Genomic DNA, 21385 nt, shown 5'->3' with positions numbered 1-21385 from the left:
GATGACAAAAGTTTTTATTAACGGGGAATTTTTGAACGAAAAAGACGCTAAAGTATCTTACGAAGATCGTGGTTATGTATTTGGCGATGGAATCTATGAATATATTCGTGCTTACGAAGGAAAATTATTTACAGTTAAAGAACACTTTGAACGATTTTTGAGAAGCGCAAATGAAATTGGCCTAGATTTAGGATATACAGTAGATGAGTTAATTGATTTAGTTCGTCAATTATTAAACGAAAATAATGTGAAAAATGGTGGAATTTATATTCAAGCAACTAGAGGTGTAGCGCCTCGTGAACATTCCTTCCCGACGCCTCCAACAAAACCAGTAATCATGGCATTTACTAAGAGTTATGACAGACCATATGAACAATTAGAAAACGGAGTATATGGTGTGACAACTGAAGATATTCGTTGGTTACGTTGTGATATAAAAAGTTTAAATCTTTTAGGAAATGTATTAGCAAAAGAATATGCTGTTAAATATAACGCTACAGAAGCGATTCAACATCGAGGTGAGACAGTTACAGAAGGTGCATCTAGTAACGTTTATGCGATTAAAGATGGTGCAATTTATACGCATCCAATCAATAACTTTATTCTAAATGGTATTACTCGCCGTGTAATAAAATGGATCGCTGAAGATTACGGCATACCATTCAAAGAAGAGACATTTACAGTTGATTTCTTAAAAAATGCTGATGAGGTTATTATTTCTAGTACCTCTGCTGAAGTCATGCCAGTGATTAAAGTGGATGGTGACGATATTGGCAATGGAAAAGTAGGAGATGTAACTCGTAAATTGCAAGAAGGCTTTAATAAGTACATTAAATCACATAGTATTTAAAACCTTAAATTTTAAAATTATTTAAACTTTAAAAATCTTAATAAAATTGTCTTAATTTCTCAATAATTAGTGCTAAAATTATGTTATAATTTATATTAAAGTGATTTAGAAAATACAAGTACTTTCGACTAGTAAAATGTGTCATTTTGTTTCTCATTTTTAGTTGAAATTGACCCTTAAAAATTATAAAATCTTCTATGAGTGATAAATAATGAACGGGCTGATTAAATAAAATATTTAGGGAATTTTATATTATAAAGCTAACTTAAAAAACTGTTATCTAAATATCAATTGAGCGTAAGAGAAAATTAGAATATGCGCTTTTCTATAAATTAGAATATATGGCTCTTGAAAATATATTTCTAGAGCCATTTTCTAATTGAAAGTGAGGTGAACATGTTGGAGCAGTTTTATCAGTTAGGGTGGACGCTTGATTCAGCTGGCGGTGCTTCTGGTGAAGCATATATGGCTGAACAAGATGGACAGAAATTATTTTTAAAACGTAATTCTAATCCTTTTATTGCTGCATTGTCTGCAGAAGGAATTGTACCTAAACTTGTATGGACGAAAAGAATTGAAACAGGAGAAGTTGTTACCGCACAGCATTGGAAGAACGGTAGAGAATTAAAATCTGATGAAATGGATCAAACCAGAGTAGCGAAATTACTCAATAAAATTCACAGTTCTAAACCATTGTTAAGCATGCTTAAACGTATGGAAATGGAACCTATCACTCCTGATATCATGTTAAATAAAATTAATGCCTCTTTATCTAGAGAAGTTCTAACTCACCATGTTGTTAGAAAAGCTTTAACTTATTTAGAAGATCATATTCCAAATTTAGATTCACGCTTTTTTACTGTAGTACATGGAGATGTTAACCATAACAATTGGTTATTGTCTGATAGAGATGAATTGTATCTCGTTGATTGGGAAGGGGCAATGATTGCAGACCCAGCTATAGATATAGGTATGCTGCTTTACAACTATGTTCCTCAATCTAAATGGTCAAAATGGTTTGATACATATGGCCTAGAAGAGAGTATCAATTTAAATAAACGTATGAAATGGTATACAGTGATTCAATCCATTGGTATGGTTCAATGGTATGAAGAACAAAAACGATATAAAGATATGAATATGTGGTTGAAATTCTTAAATGAAGTTATGAATAGCAACTTATTTATATAAGGAGTAATTTAATATGAGAGTTCGATACAAACCTTGGGCAGAAGATTATTTAAAAGAACATCCTGACCTAGTAGACATGGACGGTACTCACGCAGGCCGTATGTCTGATTGGTTTGACACAGAACAACCAATATATATAGAAATTGGCTCAGGAATGGGGCAGTTTATAACTACTTTAGCTTCTAAACATCCAGAAATTAATTTTGTATCAATGGAACGTGAGAAAAGTGTCATGTATAAAGTTCTTGATAAAACAAAAGAACTTAATTTAACTAATCTTAAAATGATTTGTAATGATGCTATTGAGTTAAATGAATATTTTAAAGATGGAGAAATTTCAAGAATATACCTTAATTTCTCAGACCCTTGGCCAAAGAAACGTCATGCAAAAAGACGTCTTACATATCACACATTCCTTGCTCTATATAAGCAGATTCTCAAGGACGATGGAGAAATTCACTTTAAAACAGACAATCGTGGTTTATTTGCATATAGTCTTGAGAGTATGTCGCAATTTGGGATGTATTTTACAAAAATGAATTTAAACCTACATGACGAAGATGATGAAGATAATATTCTAACAGAATATGAGAAAAAGTTTTCTGATAAAGGCTCAAGAATCTATCGTATGGAAGCAAAATTTCACAAGGATTTATAAAGTCCTTAAAGAAGAAAATAATATAACTATTGTCTTAAATAGAACGTCTACAAAGTTACAAACTTTGTAGGCTTTTTTTATTTTACCTAATAAACTATTTCAAAATGAGAATCAAATTTTGTATACTCAAACTTCTATGAGATTGACTGGGAACTTAAACTTTCCTATAAAATGCTTACATTTGATTTTAATAGTGACTTATAATAATTTTTAATAAAAGATGTAATTTGCATCATTTCTATGAGAAGTTCAATAATGTCAAGGAGGCGTTATCTTTGAAATTAGGGCGATTTACTCTCCATTATTTAAGAGGTGGAAACACTAATATAGATGGTGGGGCGATGTTTGGTGTTGTTCCCAAACCGTTATGGACTAAAAAATACAAAGTAAATGATAAGAATCAAATTCATACTCCGACACATCCTATTTTAATTCAAACTAGTGATAAGAATATTTTAATCGATACGGGTATTGGTAATGGTAAACTTTCAGATAAACAACAAAGAAATAGTGGTGTTGAATATGAGAGCTTAATAGATGAGGATTTAAAACAATTAGGTTTAACAACCTCTGATATTGATATGGTCTTAATGACCCATCTTCACTTTGATCACGCTTCTGGTTTAACAGATAAAGATGGGCATGCAATTTTTGACCGAGCTACACATTTCATACAGCAAGACGAGTGGCATGAATTTCTTTCACCTAACATAAGAAGTCAAGCTACTTATTGGAGTTATAATCAAGGGGATTATAAGGAAAGGTTAATTTTATTTGAAAATGAGATAGAACCTTATCCTGGTATAAAGATGAAGCACACAGGCGGGCACAGTTTCGGTCACTCAATCATTACGATTGAAAGTGATAATGAATACGCTGTGCATATGGCTGATATATTACCGACTACTGCTCATCTTAATCCACTTTGGGTGACAGCTTATGATGACTATCCGATGCAATCCATTAGAGAAAAGGAACGATTAATCCCATATTTCATGCATCATAATTATTGGTTCTTGTTTTATCATGATGAAAATTATTTTGCGGTAAAATACCAAGATGACTTCAAAACAATTGATACATTTATTTCTAGACAATAAAAAAAGGTTATCGTTTGATAAATTATTCAAACGATAACCTTAATTATAGATTGCTATAACTCGATAATATCGATAACTTGACCAGAATTAGCATCCGCATAAAACTCATAGTCTACTAATTTACCATCATGATAAGCTGTAATACCACCTTGATAGATAGGTTGGTTATGATTAACATTATTCAAGACAATAGGTTGATGTACGATATAAGAGCCTTTTACGTTTCTAAAATACGTTTTAACTTCTTTTAATAAGTCATTGGCATTATATAATTTCCGCTTTGTTAAATAAAATGCTAAACATAGTGAAGTTATAAATGTTACGAAAAGCATCACTATTGCTATACCTTTAAAATTAAAAAACTTCATCATATAATCTCCTCTTATCTAAATTCTTATTCTTAGTTTACCATATTGAAGATGATATAATAGAGTGCAAGGAGTGAGATTGTGTATGATGATAGATAATACGAAAACTTTAGAACGCATAAAACAATTAACAGAGCTTCATGGAGCCCCAGGTTTTGAAGACGAAGTAAGAGATTACATGAAACAAAAAATGACCCCCTATGTTGATGAATTTGTTCAAAATAACATGGGTGGAATTTATGGAGTTAAGAAATCTAAACAAAGCAATGCCCCTAAAGTAATGATTGCTGCACATATGGATGAGATAGGTTTTATGATTACTCATATAACTGATAATGGTATGATTCAGTTTACTAATTTAGGTGGCGTTGCTAATGATATATGGCAAGGACAAAGGCTGAAAGTTAAAAATAGAAATGCCAATGAGATTGTTGGCGTTGTTGCCAATATTCCAAAGCACTTTAGAACAGGTAATGAAGCGGCTCCGGAAATAAAAGATTTAATGTTAGATATCGGTGCTTCATCTCAAGAAGAAGTACGAGAAAGAGGTATTGAAATTGGAGATACAATCGTTCCTGACACATCTTTCACTCAATTATCTGAGTATCGTTATATAGCTAAGGCATGGGATAATCGTTATGGTTGTGTCCTCGCGATAGAAATATTAGAATTGCTCAAAGATATAGAATTAGATGTTGATTTGTATGTAGGCGCTAATGTTCAAGAAGAAGTTGGATTAAGAGGTGCAAAAGCGGCTGCTGAGCAAATTAAACCTGATATTGCCTTCGTGGTAGATTGTTCCCCAGCTAATGATATAAAAGGGAAACAACAACTCTCTGGTGCACTAGGGGAGGGCACATTAATTCGTATTAAAGATGGTACAATGATATTGAAGCCACGCTTTAGAGATTATTTATTAAAGTTAGCCACAGAAAATGATATTAAACATCAATATTATATTTCTCCAGGTGGTACCGATGGGGGAGAGATTCATAAAGCAAATGAGGGCATACCTACAGCAGTGATTGGCGTTTGCGCAAGATATATACACAGCACGGATGCAGTTTTTGATATAAGAGATTACTACTCAGCTAGACAACTATTAAAAGAATGTATAACTCATTTAAATCATCATCAAATAGAAGTACTAAAATTTGGTTAAGGAGTGTAGAACAAGTGAAACAACTTGATACAGAACAACAATTTGAAGAATTAAAACAAGGTAATACTGTCTTTGAATTTACCGCTGATTGGTGCCCAGACTGCAAAGTTATAGAACCTGATTTACCTAAATTAGAAAACAAATATAAAGACTTTAATTTTGTTTCGGTAGATAGAGACAAATTTATTGATATATGTATTGATAACGATATCCTAGGAATACCCAGTTTCTTAGTTTATAAAAATGGTAAACTTGAAGGTAGCTATATAGGTAAAGAAAGAAAATCTATTGATCAAATTGATGCATTTTTAGCAAAATATATTTAAGTATCAATTTATTTAGAAAATAACGTTATCTATACACCGTATTTTTAGTTTTTTCTGTTATATAGCAGTTATTTATTGTAAACTGTTATAAGGTGCGAAAATAGGAGTGTTTTAAATGAATGTCTTCCAAATGAGAGATAAATTAAAAGCGCGTTTAAATCATTTAGACGTAGACTTTAAATTTGATAGAGAAGAAGAAACTTTAAGAATTTATCGTACAGATAATTATAAAGGTGTCACAATCAAACTCAATGCTATTGTCGCCAAATATGAAGAACAAAAAGATAAAATTATAGATGAAATTGTTTACTATGTAGAAGAAGCAATTGCTCAAATGGGCGATCATTCTTTAGAAAAAATGGAAGATATAAAAATCATGCCAGTTGTTCGAGCAACAAGCTTTGACAAGAAGACTAAAGAAGGTCATTCATTTATTTATAGTGAACATACAGCTGAAACGAATATTTATTATGCTCTCGATTTAGGTAAATCATACAGATTAATAGATGAAAGTATGTTAAAAACATTAAATATGACTGAACAACAAATTAAAGAAATGTCATTATTCAATGTTAGAAAACTTAAAAATAAATATTCTACTGATGAGGTTAAAGGCAATATTTTTTATTTCATCAATTCTAATGATGGGTATGATGCAAGTCGCATACTTAATACGTCATTCTTGAATGAAGTCCAAGAACAATGTGAGGGTGAGATGTTAGTTGCAGTTCCTCACCAAGACGTGTTAATTATTGCTGATATACGTAATAAAACAGGTTACGATGTCATGGCTCATTTGACAATGGAATTCTTTACTAAAGGTTTAGTACCAATTACTTCATTATCATTTGGCTATGACAAGGGACACTTAGAACCAATATTTATTCTAGGAAAAAATAATAAACAAAAACGTAATCCTGATGTTATACAGAGATTAGAAGCGAATAGAAAGAAATTTAATAATAAAGATAATCAATAGAAATGGAGTTTTATAGATGAACTTATTTTATAATCCACAAGGTGTAGGAGATGTAGCTTTTTTACAGATTGAACCTACAGATGGTGCATTTGATTACAACAAGAAAGATGATGTAGTCGAAATCACTCAAGATGGGCAAGTTGTTGGTTTCAATATCTTTAACGTATCAGATAAAATAAAAATAGAAGGAAACGGTCATATCAAATTAACTTCAGAAATTATTGAAGCGTTACAACAATCTATTAATAATTCTGGATTTAACTATCAATTAGATACTGATTTATCACCTAAGTTTGTAGTTGGATATGTTGAAACTAAAGAAAAACATCCTGATGCGGATAAATTAAGTGTTTTAAAAGTTAATGTTGGTAATGAAACTTTACAAATTGTTTGTGGTGCACCTAATGTAGCAGCTGAACAAAAAGTAGTAGTAGCTAAAGTAGGTGCTGTAATGCCAAGTGGAATGGTTATCAAAGATGCTAAATTACGTGGTGTTGATTCAAGTGGTATGATTTGTTCAATGAAAGAATTAGATTTACCAAATGCACCTCAAGAGAAGGGTATTATGGTATTAAATGATGATTATGAAATTGGGCAAGCATTTTTTGAATAATAAAGAAAGGTAGTGAAATTATGAGCTGGTTTGATAAATTATTTGGCGAAGATAATGATTCAAATGACGACCTGTTACGTAAAAATAAAAAAAGAAGACAGGGCACTCAATCTCAACAAAATAATCAAGACTCATTACTGCCTCAAAACAATGATATTTATAATCGCCCAAGAGGTAAATTTAGATTTCCTATGCATGTATCTGAAGAAGCTTCATATAACGATCTAGATAATGATAAAAAATATGAAACTTCTGAATACAATGCTAATTATGGTTCAAGAACATATGACACACAAGATGATGACTCTACACGTAATTTAGTTGATAATTCTGGAAAAAGACATCGCCGTAGACGTTCATCTCAAATGCGTGAGCATGATCATATTAATCAACATTCAAATCATAATGAAAATCAAATGCATCATCGCGAGTCAAGTCGTTCTAAAAGAAGTTCTAATAACAGTCAATCTGATGATTATCGTTCATATAATAATAAGTCAAATTCTCGCATGAAATTACAATCTGAACGTTTGAAATCTAACAGTAAACTCCAATCCTCTACGAATTCTGAACTTACATATCATGGCGGTAGTTTCAAAGCGAGCGACGTTCCGTCAGCTATTTTTGGAACTAAGCAACGACGTCCTTTAGAAAACGGAGTGATTCCACCTAAACAAGATTCTCTACAAAATAGCAATAATGCAACTAGTAAATCACAACAACCTAAAAATGCACATGATGTAAACATGTATCGTCAATCTATAAATAAACAAATGGGCTATCAATCTGAAGAATCATCATCAAAAGATAATCAATATCAACAAGAAAACCATGCCAAAACTTCAGATACAGAACAGACACAGAAAACATCTTCAAGTCATCTTCAATCTAATGATCATTCAGCGCAAAAGTCTGAAGGACGAACACCTAATTATTCTAAAAAAGACAACACTGTTAATATTGAAAATATCTATGCTTCACAAATCGTTGAAGAAATCAGACGTGAAAGAGAACGTAAAGTCCTTCAAAAAAGAAGATTTAAAAAAGCGCTTCAACAAAAGAGACAACAAAATAAAGACAATGAAGAAGATCAAATTCAAAAAGCAATTGATGAAATGTACGCGAAACAAGCACACCAATACATTGGTGAAAGCTCCCTAGATGAAGACCATAATGATGAGGATATGAATGACGGACAGTCTAATAATGTGTCAGAAAGTACTACAACAACTTCATTTAAAGAAGACCAAATTGGCGCTTCGTCGTACAATTATGAAGAAATCAACCTTGATGATGAACAACATATTCAAAAGGTAAATGACGAAGATGTGCATGTAAGTGATGCCTCTAGCGAAAATGCTAATGAGGAAACTAGTGTTGATAAAGCACACAACGATAATGTAGAGGATGCTCAATTCCAAGAATTAAATGATAGCCAACAATCATCAGAATCGACTTCTCACCTTGAAAATGAAAATTCACAACAGCAAGAACACTATAATAATGCAATTAACCAAAGTGTTGATAATGAGAAGGAGTATGCTAAACATAGACAGAAAAACGATGATGATTTTAAAGAATCAGCTTCTTCATTAAGTACAAGTGAGATAAATAGTGATAGTTCTTCGTCGATAGTAAATGCTTCAAATAATGATACTATGGCTTCCACGGTTAATTCAAAACATAGTATGACAGCTAATGAAGGTCAATCATTTGGTAACAATGAAAGTGTAGAAGAACACGATCATCATTCAAAAATGAATAGTGAAGATGCCGAGTCTTCAAATCACTTTACCAATAGTGAGGAACATTCAGAATTAGATAGTAACCAGTTCATGAATAATACTAATAGTAATAATTCAACTTCAACAAGTGATGTTACTTCACAATCAGAGGGCAGTGTGGCTCAAGAATCGGAATTAAATAGACCAACAACTCAATCGCAATCAAAAGATGTTTCAACACATAAACCGCGATTTGCAGGTAGTAAACCATTTAATGTGGTAATGACTCCTTCAGATAAGAAACGTATGATGGATAGTAAAAACAATAGTAGAGTTAATGTTCCTGAATTAAAACCTGAACAACATAATGTTCAATCTACTAAAGAGGATTCCAGTGAGCATCAATTAAGTTCTGAAAATAATTTAAATGAAAGTGAAACAAATCAACAAACTTCACATGAGTACCAAACTCAATCTGAATCAAACGACGACGGTATTACAGGTGTGTCTACAAGTGACAATGTTAACAATAATCATATTCAACAGCATACTCAAAGCACATCTCATAATGAAACTAGTGGAAGAAGTAGCGGTAATTATTACTCAGAAACTGTAAAAGATAATGATGACACTAACCTAAATAATAATAAAACTTCTGCAACAGGAATTACTCATCAGGAAGTAAAAGAACAAGCATCCAATTCTTATAAAAACCAACAAGAGTCACCTCAAGATAAGCAACAAGGAATTAGAAAAGGACCTAATATTAAATTGCCTAGCTTTGATTTATTAGAAGAACCTGAACCACACGAAGTTGATGAAGAATGGATAGAAGAGAAGAAACAGGAATTAAATGATGCACTTTATTATTTCAATGTGCCCGCAGAGGTTAAAAATGTAACAGAAGGTCCAAGTGTTACAAGATTTGAATTATCTGTAGAAAAAGGTGTGAAAGTTTCAAGGATTACTGCACTTCAAGACGATATTAAAATGGCATTAGCTGCCAAAGATATACGTATTGAAGCGCCAATTCCTGGAACAAGTCTTGTAGGTATTGAAGTACCAAATCAAGACCCAACTAAGGTTAACTTACGATCTATTATAGAAACACCTAAATTTAAAAATACAGAGTCTAAATTAACTGTAGCGATGGGTTATCGAATTAATAATGAACCATTATTAATGGATATCGCTAAAACGCCTCATGCACTTATTGCCGGAGCAACAGGCTCAGGTAAATCGGTTTGTATCAATAGTATCTTAATGTCATTATTATATAAAAATCACCCTGAAGAATTACGCTTATTATTGATTGATCCTAAGATGGTGGAATTAGCACCATACAATGATTTACCACATTTAGTTTCTCCTGTAATTACAGATGTGAAAGCTGCTACTCAAAGTTTAAAATGGGCAGTAGAAGAAATGGAGAAGCGCTATAAATTATTTGCTCAATATCACGTAAGAAATATTACTGCATTTAATAAAAAGGCACCTTATGAGCAAAGAATGCCAAAAATTGTTATAGTAATTGATGAGTTAGCCGACTTGATGATGATGGCACCTCAAGAAGTAGAACAATCAATTGCACGTATTGCTCAAAAAGCACGTGCATGTGGTATTCATATGTTAGTGGCTACACAAAGACCTTCAGTAAATGTTATTACGGGTCTGATTAAAGCAAATATTCCTACTAGAATTGCCTTTATGGTATCTTCAAGCGTGGATTCAAGAACAATTCTAGATAGTGGTGGCGCGGAACGCTTATTAGGATATGGTGATATGCTATATCTAGGAAGTGGAATGAATAAGCCAATTCGTGTTCAAGGTACATTCGTTTCTGATGAGGAAATAGATGATGTCGTTGACTTTATTAAACAGCAGCGAGAACCTGAATACTTATTTGAAGAAAAGGAATTATTAAAGAAAACACAATCTCAAGCACAAGATGATTTATTCCATGACGTGTGCGAGTTTATGGTGAATGAAGGACATATATCAACTTCATTGATTCAAAGACATTTCCAAATTGGTTACAATAGAGCAGCTAGAATTATAGATCAATTAGAGCAGTTAGGTTATATATCAGGTGCTAACGGTTCTAAACCAAGGGATGTTTATATTACTGAAGCGGATTTAAATAAAGAATAAATTGAGTAAGGAGTATTAAAATGACGCACTATCATTTTGTCGGAATTAAAGGCTCCGGCATGAGTTCATTAGCACAAATCATGCATGATCTTGGTCATGAAGTCCAAGGTTCAGACATAGAAAAATACGTATTTACCGAAGTTGCTCTACGTAACAAAGGCATCAAAATTTTACCTTTTGATGTTGAAAATATTAAAGAAGGCATGGTTGTCATTCAGGGTAATGCATTTTCAGACAATCATGAAGAAATAGTTAAAGCTCATGAATTAAAACTTGATGTCATTAAATATCATGACTTCCTAGGTCATGTTATAAATCAATATACATCTGTAGCTGTTACAGGTGCTCACGGTAAAACTTCAACAACTGGTCTATTGTCACATGTTATGAACGGAGATAAAAAGACATCATTCTTAATTGGTGATGGTACTGGCATGGGATTGCCTGGAAGCGATTATTTTGCATTCGAAGCTTGTGAGTACCGTAGACATTTCTTAAGTTATCATCCAGATTATGCGATTATGACGAATATTGATTTTGATCATCCAGATTATTTTAAAAATATTGAAGATGTCTATGATGCTTTCCAAGATATGGCTCATAACGTTAAGAAAGCCATAATTGCATGGGGTGATGATGACTATTTACGTAAATTAGAGGCTGATGTACCAATTTATTATTATGGTTTTAAAGAGACTGACGATATTTATGCTAAAAATATTCAAATCACCGAAAAAGGTACTCAGTTTGATGTTTATACTAACGGGGAATTTTATGATCAGTTCTTATCACCACAATTTGGTGACCATAATATTTTAAATGCGCTTTCAGTTATTGCGATTAGTTATTTAGAAAAGATGAATGTTGACAACATTAAAGATGCATTAGTCACTTTTGGTGGTGTAAAACGTCGCTTTAACGAAACAAAAGTATCTAATCAAGTATTAGTAGACGATTACGCTCACCATCCTAGAGAAATTAGTGCTACAATTGAATCAGCTAGAAAGAAATATCCACAGAAAGAAGTAGTAGCTGTCTTCCAACCTCACACGTTCTCTAGAACTCAAGCTTTTCTAGACGAATTCGCATCTAGTTTAAGTAAAGCAGATCGCGTATTCTTATGTGAAATTTTTGGTTCTATTAGAGAAAATACAGGTGAATTAACTATACAAGATTTAATTGAACGTATTGACGGCTCGTCGCTAATAGATGAAAATAGTATTGACATATTAAAAGAATTTGATAACGCAGTCATTTTATTTATGGGCGCTGGTGACATTCAAAAGTTACTTAAAGCTTATTTAGAAAAATTAGGCGTAAAAAATGAGTTTTAATATGTTTATAATAAAACATCATGGGTATTAAATATTAATGACTTTTATTTTATGGTATTTAGGAGGCGTTTTTAATGGATTGGATTTTACCAATTGCAGGAATTATCGCTGCGATAGCGTTCTTAATTTTATGTATCGGTATCGTTGTAGTTTTAATTTCTGTTAAGAAAAATTTAGATTACGTGGCTAAAACACTTGATGGTGTTGAAGGTCAAGTTCAAGGTATTACTCGAGAAACTACTGATTTACTTCATAAAGCAAATCGCTTAACTGAAGATATTCAAGGTAAAGTGGATCGTTTAAATTCTGTTGTAGATGCTGTTAAAGGTATCGGCGACTCAGTTCAAACTTTAAATGGTTCTGTAGACCGAGTAACTAACTCAATTACGCACAATATTTCTCAAAATGAAGATAAAATTTCTCAAGTAGTTCAATGGTCAAATGTGGCAATGGAAATTGCTGACAAATGGCAAAATAGATACTACCGTAGAGGAAGTGCAAACTACAAAGCAAACACTGTAGCTGACGATGCAAATCATAGCTATTCAAATTCAGAATACAATTCTGATCATAGTTACACTACACGTGTTAACAAATAATTAATACGAATGAATTAAATGCACTTAAATGAGGTTTTTACTTATTTAAGTGCTTTTGTTTTAGGAGGAATCGTTATGGAACACTATAACCGCGATAATTTTGAGAGAAATAATACAGGTCGTGATTTATATAACCGTACGTCACGCAATTCATCAAATACGCCTAAACGTAAAGACTTCGTAGTAAGTTTTATTGCTAGTGCAATCGTTGGCTCTGCTTTAGGTCTTTTTTATAAAAATAAAGTATATAAAAAAACAGATGAATTAAGAGATAAAGAACAAGATTTAAGAAATAAAGTACTTAATTATAAAGAACAGGCAGAAAACACCGTTAATTCAGTAAGAGATAGAGTAGAGAACTTTAGAAATCGTTCTAAAGATGGTTTAACTTCTAATGAATTACAAGCACAAAAAGTAGCAATCCAAAGAGAAGTTAGTGACAATAATCTATCAGATCAATCACCTGAGGCTCAAGAAATTCAAGAAGCTAAAGTAGAAGCTACTAAAGACGACTTTGAACAACAAAATAAACCATCAGCTACAGAATTAACAGCTCAACAAAATGCGATTCAACAAGAATCAAAATTAGCTGACCAGTCACCAGAAGCACAAGAGATACAGGAAGCTAAAGCTGAATCACAAGACCAACAAAATAAACCATCAGCAAAAGAATTAACAGCTCAACAAAATGCGATTCAACAAGAATCAAAATTAGCTGATCAGTCACCAGAAGCACAAGAAATTCAAGAAGCTAAAGCTGAATCACAAGACCAACAAAATAAACCATCAGCAAAAGAATTAACAGCACAGCAAAATGCAATTCAACAAGAATCAAAATTAGCAGATCAGTCACCAGAAGCGCAAGAGATACAGGAAGCTAAAGCTGAATCACATAAGGAAGATAGTCAAGAAGCATCACATATCGAAAGTGATAAAAAACCATCAGCTGAAGAAATAGCTATTGCTCAAACAGCTATTAAAAAAGAATCAAGTGATAATGATTTAGCTGATCCTACTACTAAAGAAGGCAAAAATGAAGATGCCCATCAAAAAACGCAAGCAGAAAATTTAGCTACAGCTGCTAAAACAAAAAACGATAAAATCACTAATGACAGCCAAGTTGCTAAAAATACAAATGATCTCACAAGTGAATCAAGTGTACCTAAATCTGCTGACAAAGAGGTACCTAATTTAGTTACAAAGAAAAATGAGAATGACACAGGTTCAAGTGATGGTTCATTTGCAAATCGACTAGCTACAGCTGCAAAAGCAAAAAAATCTAAACTAACTAAAGGATCTAAAGAATCACAGCTCACTGAAGCATTATTAGCTGAACCAGCATTACCTAAAGGTAAAAAAAATAATAATGTACCTAATCTTGTAACTCAAACTACTAAGCAATCAACAAACTCTAAAAAAGGTCAATCTTCTACCTCTAAAGAAGATAAAGTAAATAAATCACAAGAAAGTGCGACATTCGATAAAGGCGTAGTTACCCATGAGAATTCTATAAAAGGTACTCAAAAATCTAATAGTAAAGGTAACAAAACAAACGCAAAATCTAATAAAAAGGCAAATACAAGTAAAAAACAAAGTAATACGCCTAAACAAAACAACAGAACTCAAAAACAACAAAATCAATCAAATAATAATCAACAAAAAGTTGAGAAAGCAAATAGCAAGATTGAAAAACGTACATTCAATGATTAATTAAACTTACAATATATATTTAAGCTGAGGCATTATCATATTGTCTCAGCTTTTTTATTTTCTAATTCATAAGTAAATGTTGAAAAGTTTTCACCAAAATGTATATTGCAGTTGGCGTTTACAGAAAATTTTCTATTTTCTGTAAATATGCGCTTGAACTATAAAAATGAAATTGTTAGAATTAAGTCTAAATACTTTTATTTTATCGCTTTAAAGTAATATACTTTCATACATAACTATATCTTAGAGGTGAGTAGAAATGACTAATAAATTGGAAGAATACAGAGAGGAAATTGTCTCATTAAACTATCAAATTTTAGATTTGTTATCTAAAAGAGGCGAGTTAGCTCAAAAAATTGGAGAAGAAAAAATTAAACAAGGAACTCAAGTATATGATCCTCAACGTGAAAAAGAAATGATTAATGATTTATTGGATCGAAATGAGGGTCCATTTAATGATAATGTAATCAAGCAGTTGTTTAAAGAAATTTTTAAAGCCTCTACTGATTTACAAAAATCTGAAAACGAAAAACATCTATACGTATCACGAAAATTAAAACCTGAAGATACTATTGTGAAATTTGATAATGGTGGCATTATTGGTGATGGTAATAAATCATTTGTATTTGGACCTTGTTCAGTTGAATCACAAGAACAAGTAGATGCTGTTGCTAAAGATTTACAATCTAGAGGAGAAAAATTTATTAGAGGTGGAGCATTTAAACCACGTACATCTCCTTATGATTTCCAAGGACTTGGTGTAGAAGGATTAAAAATCCTTAAAAATGTAAAAGATAAGTTTAATCTTAATGTAGTCAGTGAAATTGTAAATCCTAATGACTTTGAAGTAGCAGACGAATATTTAGATGTTTTCCAAATTGGTGCACGTAATATGCAGAACTTTGAACTGTTAAAAGAAGCTGGTCGCACAAACAAACCAATTCTTTTAAAACGAGGTCTATCTGCAACAATTGAAGAGTTTACTTATGCAGCTGAATACATTGCTTCTCAAGGCAACAGAAATATTATTTTATGTGAACGTGGAATACGTACATATGAAAAGGCGACTCGTAATACACTTGATATTTCTGCAGTACCTATTTTAAAACAAGGTACACACTTACCAGTAATGGTTGATGTAACTCATAGTACAGGCAGAAAAGATATCATGCTACCAACTGCAAAAGCAGCATTAGCCGTTGGTGCTGATGGCGTAATGGCTGAAGTTCATCCTGATCCATCAGTTGCATTAAGTGATGCTGGACAACAAATGGATTTGAACGAGTTTAATGATTTCTACAATGAACTTAAACCACTTGCAGATATGTATAATGCTAAAAAGTTAAAATAAACATTTTGCAATCGTTTATACTAAATTGACTACTCAGTTATTCTTTTCTTGAATAGTGATGTAGTCTTTTTATTTTTTAATGAATTTAACTTAAATTAAATTTTCAATTTTAATTTATTTAAATTTTTTAAGCGAAAAGTATATAATATAAATGAATTGCACTTGCTTTTTCTGACAGAAATGTGACAAAAGAACAAAATCATTTCACAATAACCATAAATATGATAAACTTTGAAAATGATATGAAAACACGATATTATAAGCAATGAAACGCTTACAAGGAGGAAATTATGACTGTAACGATTTATGATGTAGCTAGAGAAGCTCGTGTGTCGATGGCAACTGTATCACGTGTAGTTAACGGCAATCAAAACGTAAAACCTGAAACGAGAAACAAAGTCAATGAGGTCATCAAGAAGCTAAATTATAGACCTAACGCAGTTGCACGAGGACTTGCAAGTAAACGTACTACAACTGTAGGTGTGATAATTCCAGATATTTCAAATGTTTATTATTCACAACTCGCGCGAGGTCTTGAGGATATTGCAACAATGTATAAATATCACTCAATCATCTCCAATTCTGATAATGACCCTGAAAAAGAGAAAGAAATCTTTAATAATTTATTAAGTAAACAAGTTGATGGTATTATTTTCCTTGGTGGTACTATTTCAGAAGAAATTAAAGATTTAATTAATCAATCTTCAGTTCCAGTTGTGGTATCAGGAACAAATGGTAAAGATGATCATATTGCATCAGTTAATATTGACTTCAAACAAGCTGCTGAAGAAGCCACTCAACATATGATTGAAAAAGGTGCTAAGAAATTTGCACTTGTAGGTGGCGATTATTCTAAAAAAGCACAAGATGATGTATTACAAGGTTTAACAAAAGTTTTAAATCAACATCATTTAGAACTTGATGAGGCATTACATTTCTCTGGTAAAGAAAGCTATAAAGAGGGAATCAAAGCATTTGAAAAATTACAAAATAATATGCCTGATGCTATTCTTTCAATTAGTGACGAGCAGGCAATTGGTATTTTACACAGCGCATTAGATGCTGGGGTTAATGTACCTGAAGACTTACAAATTTTAAGCTTTAACAACACACGTTTAGTCGAAATGGTACGCCCACAACTATCTAGTGTTATACAACCACTATATGATATCGGTGCAGTAGGCATGAGATTATTGACAAAATATATGAATGAAGAAGACATTGAAGAACCAAATGTAATTCTTCCTCACAGAATAGAATATCGTGGAACGACTAATTAAAATTATAAATGATTGTTAAGTGAAGAGAAAACGTAAATATAAATTTTAAAAGGGTACTTGATGTTTCAACATGATTCATTGAGCACCCTTTTTAATATATTATTAAATATCGCTATAACGTTCATACCAACTTGCAACCTGTTTAGCAATTCTAAGATTTTTATCAGATATTTCTTTAGTTCTTGGAATATAAGCATAATCATTTAAACGATCTTCCCAGCGTTTTGGTAGTTTGACAGTACTATATAACTTCCATTTATTAATCCAATTTAACGGGAGGTAACCTTGTTGAATAGGCTCCCCGATTAAACTTAAAAAGACGTGACTCCAAGCTCGAGGGACAACTCTCCAAATATTATAACCTCCGCCCCCGAACATTAATACTTTATGATTACAATAGCGTTTTGCTAAATCTTGGATTATATATGGAATAGAATATAGGCTATTTAATGTACAGTTCATGTGTGTAAGTGGATCTCTATAATGGATATCTACACCATGAACGCTTAAAATGATATCAGGCTTAAAAGCTGCAACTAATGGTTCTACAGTTTCTTTAAATAACTCTAGATAAGAGGCATCTTCAGTATAAGGTTCAAGAGGCACATTTACCGTATAACCATATCCTATATCTTCACCACGTTCAGTATAATGACCAGAGCCCGGGAATAAAAATTTTCCTGTCTCATGAATGGAATAAGTCATAATTCTATTGTCTGTATAAAAGCTCCATTGTGTACCATCTCCATGATGTGCATCTGTATCAATAACCATGACGCGTTGATGATATTTTTCAACTAAATACTTTGCAGTTATAGCAACATCATTATAAATGCAAAAGCCATTCGCTCGTCCGGGTAGTGCGTGATGTAAACCACCACCGAGATGGCATCCATTAATAAATGTTCCATCCATGATACAATCCGCTAAATTAAGCGCTCCTCCTACAATCCGAGCGCTATGACGATGCATATGTTTAAATTGAAGCGTATCATCACCATTGAGTCCATATTTCTTTGCCTCGTGTTCACTTAATATACCATGTGATGCGTGACGAATAGCTTGAATATAATCATATTGATGAATTAATGCGAGTTCTTCATCTGTAGCTATACGTGGTATTACGATATGCTCATCCTTTAAAAAGTTCGCGTCCTTTAACAACTCAGTCGTTAGTTTAAGCCTCATTTGATTGAAAGGGTGTTCGTTACTAAAGCGGTATTGTAAGAGATCTTCAGAATAAACATAACCAGTACTTAAATTTTTATTTGGCATGATGCTCCCCCCGTAACAACATTCTCACTATTTTGATTAACTTTATTTGAATGCGAGATATTTAACTATGATACTTTTGAAATTAGATACTTTTGTAGTATGTCAAAAGAAGAATTTATTTTTATATCTAAGATCGTCAAAAGCTTGTTGTTGTGACAAAGTGATACGTTTGCCAATACGTGCCATTAAACAATTAGCAGGGTGGCTAGTGATTTCAGGATCATCTGTAGCAAAAATTTCTAATCCACCTTTAGACATTAACTTTTGCATCAATTTCTTATACTCGAAAACATCTAGCTGTGCTTGATCCAAATCCCAATGCCAATAATATTCAGTAGTCAATACAATATAATCTTCAAATTCATCCGCAGATAAACTAGTCGCAATAAGCTCGCCACCTAAATGTAAGTGACGGTATGTAGGACTTATCTCTATGGCTCCTAGTTCAATTAAATAGGTCAAATGACCCTCGGACCATCTTTCGAATTCATCAGGATAATGATATGTCACATATCCAACGATATGCTTGTCTTGACGAATGATATAGACACGACCTTCAGGTAGTTCAGTAATCTCTAAAAGTGCTTCATACTGATCCTGAGGTAGGCGGAATGCATTAAGCTGATTATCTAAAGTAAGCGTTTTCAAAAAATTGTACGAAATAGGTCCTTCAATGACAAAAGTAGTGTCACTTAGTTTAAGATTCTTAGTTACATAAGTTTTAACATGTCTCACGTTATCATCTCCTTATGCAGGTGACTTAACTTGTTATTAAACTTATTATATATAAAAGGTTGTACATGAACAATTAAATAGTAATAGGATACAAAGATTTTTGAAAAATGTGAAAATTATATGTATAATTACTTTTAAAGAAAGCGATTTCATAAACAAGGGGGATTTAATTATGAAAGTTGAAGTGTATAAAAGAGAACCAGGGGATTACAATTTAGAGAATTATAATGAAGCTTATCAAAATTTCGATTGGAAAGAGATAGAAAAATCATTTTCTTGGTATGAAACAGGAAAAATGAATATGGCGTATGAATGTATCGATCGTCATGTTGATAACGGAAAAGGGGAAAAAATAGCTTTAAATTATAAAGATGAGAAACGTAAAGAATCATACACTTATAGAGATTTAAAAAAGTTATCAAATCAAGCAGCTAATGTTCTTAAAGATAAGGCGGATGTTAAAAAAGGAGATCGCGTTTTTATCTTTATGTCTCGTACACCTGAATTATACTTTGCGTTCTTAGGTATTTTAAAAATTGGTGCGATTGTGGGTCCATTATTTGAAGCGTTCATGGAGAAGGCTGTAGCAGATCGTTTAGCTAATAGTGAAGCTAAAGTAGTCATTACGAATAAAGCATTACTTCCTAGAATTCCGAAAGATAAATTACCTCATTTAGAAACAATCATTGTTGTAGATGATGACGTTGATGGTGAATACATTGATTTTAATAAAGAAATGGGACAAGCTAGCGAGGAATTTAATATTGAGTGGCTAGCGCCAGATGATGGATTAATTCTTCACTATACATCAGGTTCTACAGGACAACCTAAGGGTGTATTGCACGTCCAACAAGCAATGCTATTACATTATATCTCAGGAAAATACGTATTAGATTTAAAAGAAGATGATGTTTATTGGTGCACTGCTGATCCAGGATGGGTAACTGGTACATCTTACGGAGTCTTTGCTCCTTGGTTAAATGGTGTTACGAATTGCATCGCAGGTGGGCGATTCTCACCTGAATCTTGGTATAGCATGTTAGAAGAATTTAAAGTTACGATATGGTATACCGCACCAACAGCACTTCGTATGTTAATGAGTGCTGGAGACGATATCGTTGAAAAATACGATTTATCATCTGTACGGTCAATTTTATCTGTAGGAGAACCACTAAATCCAGAAGTAATAAAATGGGCGAAAGATGTCTATGATAAACGTGTTTTAGATACATGGTGGATGACTGAAACAGGTGGACATATGATTGTAAATTACCCAACTATGGATATTAAACTAGGTTCTATGGGTAAACCACTACCTGGTATTGAGGCAGCAATCATAGATGATGAAGGTAATGAACTCCCACCTAATCGTATGGGTAATTTAGCAATTAAGAAGGGTTGGCCTTCTATGATGCATTCTATTTGGAAAAATCCTGAAAAGTTTAACTCATACTTTATCGGAGATTGGTATGTTTCTGGTGACTCTGCTTATAAAGATGAGGATGGATACTACTGGTTCCAAGGACGAGTTGATGACGTTATTATGACAGCCGGAGAACGTGTTGGACCATTTGAGGTTGAGTCAAAATTAGTAGAACATGAAGCCGTAGCGGAAGCAGGTGTTATTGGTAAACCTGATCCAGTTCGTGGAGAAATTATTAAAGCCTTCGTTGCATTAAGACAAGGATATGAACCATCAGATGATTTAAAAGAAGATATCCGTAAATATGTTAAAGAAGGGTTATCAGCACATGCTGCGCCTAGAGAAATTGAATTTAAAGACAAGTTGCCAAAAACACGTTCAGGTAAAATTATGAGACGTGTGCTTAAAGCTTGGGAATTAGATTTAGATGCAGGTGATTTGAGTACAATGGAAGATTAAAATTAATAATTGAGAGCTAAAGTATCAGCTTTAGCTCTCATTTTCAAATAAGTTAAAGTCATTCTTAAGAACGAACATTGATTTGAATAATTCTTGA

General features: G+C 32.6%; 18 protein-coding genes. 15 read left to right on the top strand and 3 right to left on the bottom strand.

The window, feature by feature from the left end; all coding sequences use genetic code 11:
* The first annotated feature begins 1 nt into the window (after position 1).
* From dat to CM54_RS05525, 4 genes are all read left to right on the top strand, one after another.
* Positions 2–850: a D-amino-acid transaminase gene (dat, locus tag CM54_RS05540; RefSeq protein ID WP_002434747.1), complete on the top strand. Its 849-nt coding sequence runs from the start codon at positions 2–4 to the stop codon at positions 848–850.
* A 399-nt stretch (positions 851–1249) separates the two neighbouring features.
* Positions 1250–2041: a phosphotransferase family protein gene (locus CM54_RS05535; protein ID WP_002434704.1), complete on the top strand. Its 792-nt coding sequence runs from the start codon at positions 1250–1252 to the stop codon at positions 2039–2041.
* A 13-nt stretch (positions 2042–2054) separates the two neighbouring features.
* The gene (gene trmB, locus CM54_RS05530) at positions 2055–2699 is read left to right on the top strand and encodes a tRNA (guanosine(46)-N7)-methyltransferase TrmB (protein ID WP_023350085.1); all 645 of its coding nucleotides are present in this window, start codon (positions 2055–2057) and stop codon (positions 2697–2699) included.
* Positions 2700–2974: 275 nt separating this feature from the next.
* Positions 2975–3799, top strand: a complete 825-nt coding sequence (locus tag CM54_RS05525; RefSeq protein WP_037549509.1) for a YtnP family quorum-quenching lactonase — start codon at positions 2975–2977, stop codon at positions 3797–3799.
* Positions 3800–3852: 53 nt separating this feature from the next.
* Here the strand turns inward: CM54_RS05525 and CM54_RS05520 are convergent, their stop codons facing one another.
* A complete protein-coding gene (locus CM54_RS05520; protein WP_037549506.1) occupies positions 3853–4167 on the bottom strand; it encodes a peptidase in 315 nt (104 codons plus the stop codon).
* Positions 4168–4252: 85 nt separating this feature from the next.
* Here CM54_RS05520 and CM54_RS05515 point away from each other — a divergent pair, with 85 nt between their 5' ends.
* The 10 genes from CM54_RS05515 (at position 4253) to ccpA (ending at position 17396) form a co-directional block, all read left to right on the top strand.
* Positions 4253–5329: a M42 family metallopeptidase gene (locus tag CM54_RS05515; RefSeq protein ID WP_037549503.1), complete on the top strand. Its 1077-nt coding sequence runs from the start codon at positions 4253–4255 to the stop codon at positions 5327–5329.
* Positions 5330–5343: 14 nt separating this feature from the next.
* A complete protein-coding gene (locus tag CM54_RS05510) occupies positions 5344–5655 on the top strand; it encodes a thioredoxin family protein (protein ID WP_030058669.1) in 312 nt (103 codons plus the stop codon).
* Between the two features lie 115 nt (positions 5656–5770).
* Positions 5771–6634 carry a DUF1444 domain-containing protein gene (locus CM54_RS05505; RefSeq protein WP_037549498.1) on the top strand — a complete coding sequence of 288 codons (864 nt, stop codon included), beginning with the start codon at positions 5771–5773 and terminating at the stop codon, positions 6632–6634.
* A 16-nt stretch (positions 6635–6650) separates the two neighbouring features.
* Positions 6651–7247, top strand: coding sequence for a YtpR family tRNA-binding protein (ytpR, locus tag CM54_RS05500; protein WP_002434829.1), 597 nt, complete (start codon positions 6651–6653; stop codon positions 7245–7247).
* Between the two features lie 20 nt (positions 7248–7267).
* The gene (locus CM54_RS05495; RefSeq protein WP_037549496.1) at positions 7268–11122 is read left to right on the top strand and encodes a DNA translocase FtsK; all 3855 of its coding nucleotides are present in this window, start codon (positions 7268–7270) and stop codon (positions 11120–11122) included.
* 20 nt (positions 11123–11142) lie between these two features.
* The gene (gene murC, locus CM54_RS05490) at positions 11143–12456 is read left to right on the top strand and encodes a UDP-N-acetylmuramate--L-alanine ligase (RefSeq protein ID WP_002434715.1); all 1314 of its coding nucleotides are present in this window, start codon (positions 11143–11145) and stop codon (positions 12454–12456) included.
* Positions 12457–12530: 74 nt separating this feature from the next.
* Positions 12531–13055 (top strand): DUF948 domain-containing protein, encoded by a 525-nt coding sequence (locus CM54_RS05485; protein ID WP_002453468.1) that lies wholly within the window; start codon positions 12531–12533, stop codon positions 13053–13055.
* Between the two features lie 75 nt (positions 13056–13130).
* The gene (locus CM54_RS05480; protein ID WP_037549493.1) at positions 13131–14765 is read left to right on the top strand and encodes a smooth muscle caldesmon; all 1635 of its coding nucleotides are present in this window, start codon (positions 13131–13133) and stop codon (positions 14763–14765) included.
* Positions 14766–15024: 259 nt separating this feature from the next.
* Positions 15025–16116: a bifunctional 3-deoxy-7-phosphoheptulonate synthase/chorismate mutase gene (locus tag CM54_RS05475; protein ID WP_002434695.1), complete on the top strand. Its 1092-nt coding sequence runs from the start codon at positions 15025–15027 to the stop codon at positions 16114–16116.
* 290 nt (positions 16117–16406) lie between these two features.
* Complete coding sequence (gene ccpA / locus CM54_RS05470) at positions 16407–17396, top strand: catabolite control protein A (RefSeq protein WP_037549490.1); 990 nt, start codon at positions 16407–16409, stop codon at positions 17394–17396.
* Positions 17397–17498: 102 nt separating this feature from the next.
* Here ccpA and CM54_RS05465 read toward each other — a convergent pair whose 3' ends face one another.
* Both CM54_RS05465 and CM54_RS05460 read right to left on the bottom strand, forming a co-directional pair.
* On the bottom strand, positions 17499–18671 hold the full coding sequence (locus tag CM54_RS05465) for an acetoin utilization protein AcuC (protein ID WP_037549487.1): 1173 nt from the start codon (positions 18669–18671) through the stop codon (positions 17499–17501).
* Positions 18672–18773: 102 nt separating this feature from the next.
* The gene (locus CM54_RS05460; RefSeq protein WP_037549484.1) at positions 18774–19406 is read right to left on the bottom strand and encodes a GNAT family N-acetyltransferase; all 633 of its coding nucleotides are present in this window, start codon (positions 19404–19406) and stop codon (positions 18774–18776) included.
* A gap of 172 nt (positions 19407–19578) precedes the next feature.
* Here CM54_RS05460 and acsA point away from each other — a divergent pair, with 172 nt between their 5' ends.
* Positions 19579–21288 (top strand): acetate--CoA ligase, encoded by a 1710-nt coding sequence (gene acsA / locus CM54_RS05455; RefSeq protein WP_037549481.1) that lies wholly within the window; start codon positions 19579–19581, stop codon positions 21286–21288.
* The last annotated feature ends 97 nt before the right edge of the window (positions 21289–21385 follow it).

It is taken from the genome of Staphylococcus sp. TE8 (assembly GCF_000692055.1).
In the GTDB taxonomy this organism is placed as follows: domain Bacteria; phylum Bacillota; class Bacilli; order Staphylococcales; family Staphylococcaceae; genus Staphylococcus; species Staphylococcus capitis.
Note: the sequence above shows the minus strand (reverse complement) of the source record. Positions and strands in the feature narration are given on the sequence as shown.

Excerpts from the sequence above, each read along its gene's own strand:
- dat (WP_002434747.1), top strand. The coding sequence starts at position 2 with ATGACAAAAGTTTTTATTAACGGGGAATTTTTGAACGAAAAAGACGCT.
- trmB (WP_023350085.1), top strand. The coding sequence starts at position 2,055 with ATGAGAGTTCGATACAAACCTTGGGCAGAAGATTATTTAAAAGAACAT.
- CM54_RS05520 (WP_037549506.1), bottom strand. The coding sequence starts at position 4,167 with ATGAAGTTTTTTAATTTTAAAGGTATAGCAATAGTGATGCTTTTCGTA.
- CM54_RS05515 (WP_037549503.1), top strand. The coding sequence starts at position 4,253 with ATGATGATAGATAATACGAAAACTTTAGAACGCATAAAACAATTAACA.
- CM54_RS05505 (WP_037549498.1), top strand. The coding sequence starts at position 5,771 with ATGAATGTCTTCCAAATGAGAGATAAATTAAAAGCGCGTTTAAATCAT.
- ytpR (WP_002434829.1), top strand. The coding sequence starts at position 6,651 with ATGAACTTATTTTATAATCCACAAGGTGTAGGAGATGTAGCTTTTTTA.
- CM54_RS05495 (WP_037549496.1), top strand. The coding sequence starts at position 7,268 with ATGAGCTGGTTTGATAAATTATTTGGCGAAGATAATGATTCAAATGAC.
- murC (WP_002434715.1), top strand. The coding sequence starts at position 11,143 with ATGACGCACTATCATTTTGTCGGAATTAAAGGCTCCGGCATGAGTTCA.
- CM54_RS05485 (WP_002453468.1), top strand. The coding sequence starts at position 12,531 with ATGGATTGGATTTTACCAATTGCAGGAATTATCGCTGCGATAGCGTTC.
- CM54_RS05480 (WP_037549493.1), top strand. The coding sequence starts at position 13,131 with ATGGAACACTATAACCGCGATAATTTTGAGAGAAATAATACAGGTCGT.
- CM54_RS05475 (WP_002434695.1), top strand. The coding sequence starts at position 15,025 with ATGACTAATAAATTGGAAGAATACAGAGAGGAAATTGTCTCATTAAAC.
- ccpA (WP_037549490.1), top strand. The coding sequence starts at position 16,407 with ATGACTGTAACGATTTATGATGTAGCTAGAGAAGCTCGTGTGTCGATG.
- CM54_RS05465 (WP_037549487.1), bottom strand. The coding sequence starts at position 18,671 with ATGCCAAATAAAAATTTAAGTACTGGTTATGTTTATTCTGAAGATCTC.
- acsA (WP_037549481.1), top strand. The coding sequence starts at position 19,579 with ATGAAAGTTGAAGTGTATAAAAGAGAACCAGGGGATTACAATTTAGAG.